This is a genomic window from Stieleria sp. (assembly GCF_041595215.1).
GTDB classification, from domain to species: Bacteria; Planctomycetota; Planctomycetia; order Pirellulales; family Pirellulaceae; genus Stieleria; species Stieleria magnilauensis.
The window spans coordinates 1-5,476 of the sequence record NZ_JBFHKV010000555.1; the positions used below are offsets into that span (position 1 = coordinate 1).

Here is a 5,476-nt window from a genome sequence, read left to right on the forward strand (position 1 = left end):
CTGGTTCCACAGGATTCGGCCATCGTCGGCATGGAGGCACACCGCGCGTAACGATCGCGCCTTGTCGGAATCGCCATCGAGCGGTGTCGCGGTGGTCAGATAGATCTTGCCATCGGCGACGACCGGCGAAGACCATCCGTCGCCGTCAATCGGAACCTTCCAAGCGATGTGCTCGGTTTCACTCCATGTCAGCGGCAGGGCGGCGACGTTGGAGTGGCCTTGCCCTCCCGGTCCGCGGAACTCTGTCCAGTCTTCGGCGCGGGAAATAGAGGCGACGATCGAGGCCGTCACCAAGGCAACCGACAAGTAGTGTCTGGGAGTCATCATGGATCTTTGTTTAGGTGTTTCGCCTGTGTCGACAGGATCGCAAGCTTCCAGCTTGCGTTGTCGGGATCGCAAGCTGGAAGCTTACGCCACTTTTTCTTGACGGCCCTAAGCGGTCAGAATCCCCGTTTGCGCATCAGGGCGGAGGTGTCGACGTCGCGGCCCCTGAAGCGTCGGAATCCCTCGGCCGGATCAATCGTGTCGCCGACGGAGAACACGTTCTCGTACAAGCTTTCGCACAGTTCAGGGTCGTAGAACGAACCGGCCTTTTCAAAGGCCTCCGCCGCGTCGGCGGTCAACGCGTCGGCCCACAGGTAACTGTAATAGCCGGCCGAATAACTGTCGCTGCTGAAGATGTGGGCAAAGTGGGGCGTGCGGTGCCGCATCGGCAGTTCCTCGGGCATCCCGATTTCTTTGAGCGTTTCCTTTTCAAAGGCGTCCGGGTCGATGCGTTCCTGGTCGCTGGTGTGAAGTTTCATGTCGACGATCGCACTGGCCAGGTATTCGACCGTCGCGAATCCTTGATTGAACGTGGACGCCTTCTTGATCTTGTCGATCAGCGATTGCGGCAGCGGCTCGCCCGTTTCATAGTGCACGCAATACTTCTGCAGCACTTCCGGCGTGTCGAGCCAATGTTCCAGCAGTTGGGAGGGGAACTCGACGTAGTCTCGGGCGACCGACGTGCCGGCTTGCGAGGGATAGTTGACGTCGGAGCAGAGCCCGTGCAGCGCGTGGCCGAATTCGTGGAACAGCGTGACGGCATCGTCCCACGAAATCAGCACCGTTTCGTCTTTACCGCCCGGGATGAAGTTGGAGTTGTTGGAAACGATCGGTGTCTTTGCGTCGCCCATGTTCTGTTGGACGCGGTAGGCGGTCATCCAGGCACCGCTTCGTTTTCCGGCGCGTGCGTAGGGGTCAAAGTACCACAGCCCGACGTGTTCTCCGTCGCGGCCGGTGACTTCCCAGACGCGAACATCGGGATGGAAAACCGGGACATCTTTGGCGGGCGTGAACTGGAAACCGAACAGTTCGCCGGCGACCCAGAACATGCCTTCGCGGAGCTTTTCCAGTTGCAGGTAGGGTTTGACTTCACCGAGGTCCAAGTCGTATTTCGCCTTGCGGACTTTCTCGGCGTAGAAGCGGTAGTCCCAGGGCTGGATGGTGATTTTTTCTGCGGAAGTGGAGGCTTCGGCGTCGGCGATCTTTTGCATGTCGGCGACCTCTTCGGCGACGCGTGCGACCGCCTTGGGCCAAACCTGGTTCATCAGCGCGAAAGTCGGTTCGGGCTTCTTCGCCATCGTCGGTTCCAAACGCCAGTGGGCGTGGGTGGGATAGCCGAGCAGTTTGGCCCGTTCACGGCGGAGTGCCAGGATTTCGGTGATGATCCCGTTGTTGTCATGCTCGTCGCCGTTGTCACAGCGGTTGTAATACGTCCGCCAGACCTGTTCGCGAAGCGGCCGGTTCTTGCTGTACGTCAAGAACGGATCCATCGACGATCGGGTGTTGGTCACCGCCCACTGATCGGGTTTGCCGCGTTCTTCGGCGGCCCGTTTCATGGACGCCACCACGCTTGTGGGCAACCCGTCCAGATCCGATTCCTTTTCGACCCACGTCACGAATCGCTTTTCGTCTTCGAGGACGTTTTGGCTGAAATCGGTGAACAACCGCGAAAGGTCCGCGTTGATTCGTGTCAGCCGGGCCTTGTCACTGGCATTGAGTTGGGCACCGCGACGAACGAACGTTTTGTAGAGATCGTCGATCAAGCGGACTTGGGCGACGGTCATCGACTTTTTTTCGTCGCTCTCGTAGATCGCCTTGAGTCGCTCGAATAGCGCGCTGTTCTGGAAGATGCTATCGGAGTGGGCGGAAAGTTTTGGCGCGACGACGCGTTCGATGTCGGGGATCGGCCCGAGGTTCAGGTTGGAGGAATGGACACCGAAGATCGCGTCCAGGCGATCGAGTGACTCTCCGGATTTCTCCATCGCCACGACGGTGTTTTCAAAGCTGGCCGGTTCGGGGTTGTTGGCGATCGCGTCGATTTCAGCAGACGCTTGCGCGATGGCCGCGTCAAAGGCACCGATAAACTCTTCACTTCGTACCAGATCCCAAGGCGGTACGCCTCCATAAGGTCCCGTCCATGGTTTCAGCAGTACCGAATCAGTCATCCCTTTTTGCTCCGTCTTGGTGGTGTTCGTGTCCTCCTGGGCTTGCAGCAAGCCCAGGTTCAAAATCAAGAAGCCGAACGAAATCGCGGCGATCGGTGAGAGTTTCATAGGGTCGTGGGGTTGAGGTCCAGATTGGGGTCCGGTCACGCCAGATCAGCGTGGGTGAGTGTATCGCGCTGTTGTGCTCGCTTGGACCGACCGCGGCGGAAAATCAAATAGACCGCCGCGATGGCGACGACCAGCAAACTGATCCCCAACACGGGCCGATAGAAGACCCATGCGATTCCGATCACGGTCATCGCCCCCGCGATGGTCAGCAAGCCGGCGACGATGGCGGTGCCAAATCCGACAAGTGAACCGGCCAACGGGAGGACGTCCGACAGCACCACCAGGGGGCGCAGCAACAACATCAATCCGAAAAACATCATCATCGATCCGCCGGCCCGCAAGAGCCAGGTCAGGATCCGATTGGCCGCCTCTTCCTGGGCGATCATTTCAGCGGCGCTAAAGACGCCGACTTTCAAGACGTTGATGGTGGTGTCGTAGTGCGTTTCAAACGGTTGGAACGACTCGCCGGTTTGTTGGCTGAGCAGGCTGACCGTCTGCACCGGCGTCGCGGTGAACCACAGTCGGACATCGCCGATCTGCGGGGTGTCGGTCGGGGGCGAGTTGGCGGTTGCATCCGTTTCGGGACGATCCGGCTCGGTCGGCAACGCTGGCTCGGCAGCTTGTGCCTGTTCGTCAGGTAACGATTGGGCCGGCGGTGTGAGCGCCAATTCCGCGGACTCGTCCACTGTTGCTTTCACCGCGTCGGTGGGGACAGGGTCTTGGGCGGATGCTGAGACCGGCAGCGGGTGTGCGAAAAGGTAGATCCGTGATGCGCCGTCGGGGCCATCGCGGCGAATGATCGAGCGATCCTTGAACGCGTCGGGCACGTTGGCCGGGTCCAGTTCCAAGGCGTCTTCGCCGCTGATCATGGCGATCAGCGAGTCGGGAAGACGGAACTGTCCCAGGGAGACGTTCTTGGCCTGGTAGGTCCGATCGGCGAACACAAACTCGGTCGGATTCTGGTGCGAGTGTGCTTCGTCAAATCCGCTCGAATCGATCCGTTCGGGGAACCAATCTTTCTCGTAGGTGTAGGTGGTGGTCGTCCTGGTTCCCCCGCCCAGCTTTTTTTCTTTCGTGGTCTGTTTGTTTTCGTTCCACTGGTACATCTCGACGTGCCGCTCCAATCGAATCCCGTTGTATTCGATGGCGAAGTCGTCGTCACGGAGCACGTCGTTGGTCTGGACATCACCGGAGACGTGGACAAACTTTCCATCGTTCGCCGGGTCGACCGCATCCGGTTGGATCTCGACGACCACCTTGGCGCCTTCCTTCAATCCTTTGGCGGTGCGGACGGCGCGGCCTTCGTTCCAGAACAAGACGGGGACCGAGACGACGGTCAGCAGACCGCCGAACAGGATGCCGGCAAACGCCTTGCCGAGCCGGCCGAACCATGATTCTTCTGTGACCCGAGTTCCCATCAGACTTCTCTCACTTCATTTGCGGAATCAGGCAAACGCTTTGCGCAAGGTTTCCAGACTTTTGGGAATCGCCGTTTCGTGCGACTCCTGGCCTTCAAACTCCAGCGAAATGTATCCCTGGTAGTTGACCCCCGCCAAGATCGCTGCGACTCGGTCGTAGTCGATCTCCAGCGTGTACCAGGTGCCTCCGCCGAAGTAGGTCTTGGCTTGAACAAAGACGGCTTCGGGCGCGAGTTGTTGATATTGTTCGTACTGGTTTTCCAAGAAGTTGCCCGTGTCCAAGGTGGCTCGCAGCCAAGGGGAATCGATCTCGCGGATCAACCGGAGCACGCCGTCGGCGGTGCGGCCGAGTCCCCAGTGGTTTTCCAGTCCCAGCACGACGCCGCATTTTTCGGCGGCCGGCAAGCACTTTTCGAGACCTTCGCGAACCCAGGCGAATCCGTCGTCGTCGCTGTAGCCTTCCAGCCTGGGCTCGATCCCCTTGTTGGCCATCAGCGTGTCGAAATCTTTTGACGTTCCCCAGCGTCCGGTGTTGACGCGGATGGTCGGAATGCCCAGTGCGTAGGCCAGTTCGATACAGTGGATGGTGTGACGGACGTTTTCGTCACGCTTCGCGGCGTCGGGATAGACGAACGATTGGTGCGTGGAAAATCCGCACAAATCCAATCCCGACCGAAAGGCCCGTTGTTTGATCCGTTGCAACGCGGCGTTGGATTCGTCCTCCATCTGGACGTGCAGGATTTCAACGCCATCGAAGCCCGTTTCGGCGGCCAAGTCGATGCACTGCTCGATCGTCAGCTTGCTGTCGTCGCGGTAACGCCAATAGGAGTACGTGGAAACGGCGATGCGGTTGCCGCGTCGTGGGGGGGCGGAATCCTCTGCCGCCCCCGCCGCCGGTGCCATCGCTGCGACGGCCAGTGGGACAGTCAGCGGGGCGGTCAACGCTCCGGCGATCAATTGCCGGCGGTCGATTCGGGAGGGTTTGGGGGAAACGGTTTCGTCACGGTGGTGGGAACTGGATGGTTGCATCGGATCGGTTGCTCGCGGCCGGTGTCATGGGTGTCGCCTCGACTACCGTGTTGTTTTAGCGTATCGGCGCGAGTCGTGCCGCCTCACTGTGCTGCTTCACTGTGCCGCCTCACTGTGAGGGCGTTGGATTACCCGGCGAGTGCTTTGTGCCGGGTGCGGATCGAAATGGGCAGCAGCAACGTGAACGTGGCTCCCTGACCGATCCCCTCGCTGTGGACCGACAATCTGCCGCCCAGTTCGACCGCCGCGGTCGCGGAGGCATGGAGTCCGAAGCCGTGCCCGTCTTTTTTGGTGGTGAAGCCGTTGGAAAAAATCGTGGTGATTCGGTCCGCTGCGATCCCGGTCCCGCTGTCACTGACCTGGAAACAAACGTCGTCACCGGATTGTTCCAGACGTAGCGTCACGCGTTTGACGTCCGAATAGTGTTCGAGC

5 protein-coding genes are annotated in these 5,476 nt (G+C 59.8%); all 5 read right to left on the reverse strand.

Going from position 1 to position 5,476, the window contains the following annotated elements; translation table 11 throughout:
- Positions 1-327, reverse strand: a 327-nt coding sequence (locus ABX749_RS19885) for a PQQ-binding-like beta-propeller repeat protein (RefSeq protein ID WP_372897508.1), incomplete at its 3' end; no start/stop codon positions are given.
- A gap of 113 nt (positions 328-440) precedes the next feature.
- Positions 441-2,597, reverse strand: a complete 2,157-nt coding sequence (locus ABX749_RS19890) for a M3 family metallopeptidase (protein WP_372897509.1) — start codon at positions 2,595-2,597, stop codon at positions 441-443.
- Between the two features lie 35 nt (positions 2,598-2,632).
- Positions 2,633-4,015, reverse strand: coding sequence for a TMEM43 family protein (locus ABX749_RS19895; protein ID WP_372897510.1), 1,383 nt, complete (start codon positions 4,013-4,015; stop codon positions 2,633-2,635).
- Between the two features lie 27 nt (positions 4,016-4,042).
- Positions 4,043-5,044, reverse strand: a complete 1,002-nt coding sequence (locus tag ABX749_RS19900; protein WP_145220805.1) for a sugar phosphate isomerase/epimerase — start codon at positions 5,042-5,044, stop codon at positions 4,043-4,045.
- 128 nt (positions 5,045-5,172) lie between these two features.
- Positions 5,173-5,476, reverse strand: a 304-nt coding sequence (locus ABX749_RS19905; RefSeq protein ID WP_372897511.1) for an ATP-binding protein, incomplete at its 5' end; no start/stop codon positions are given.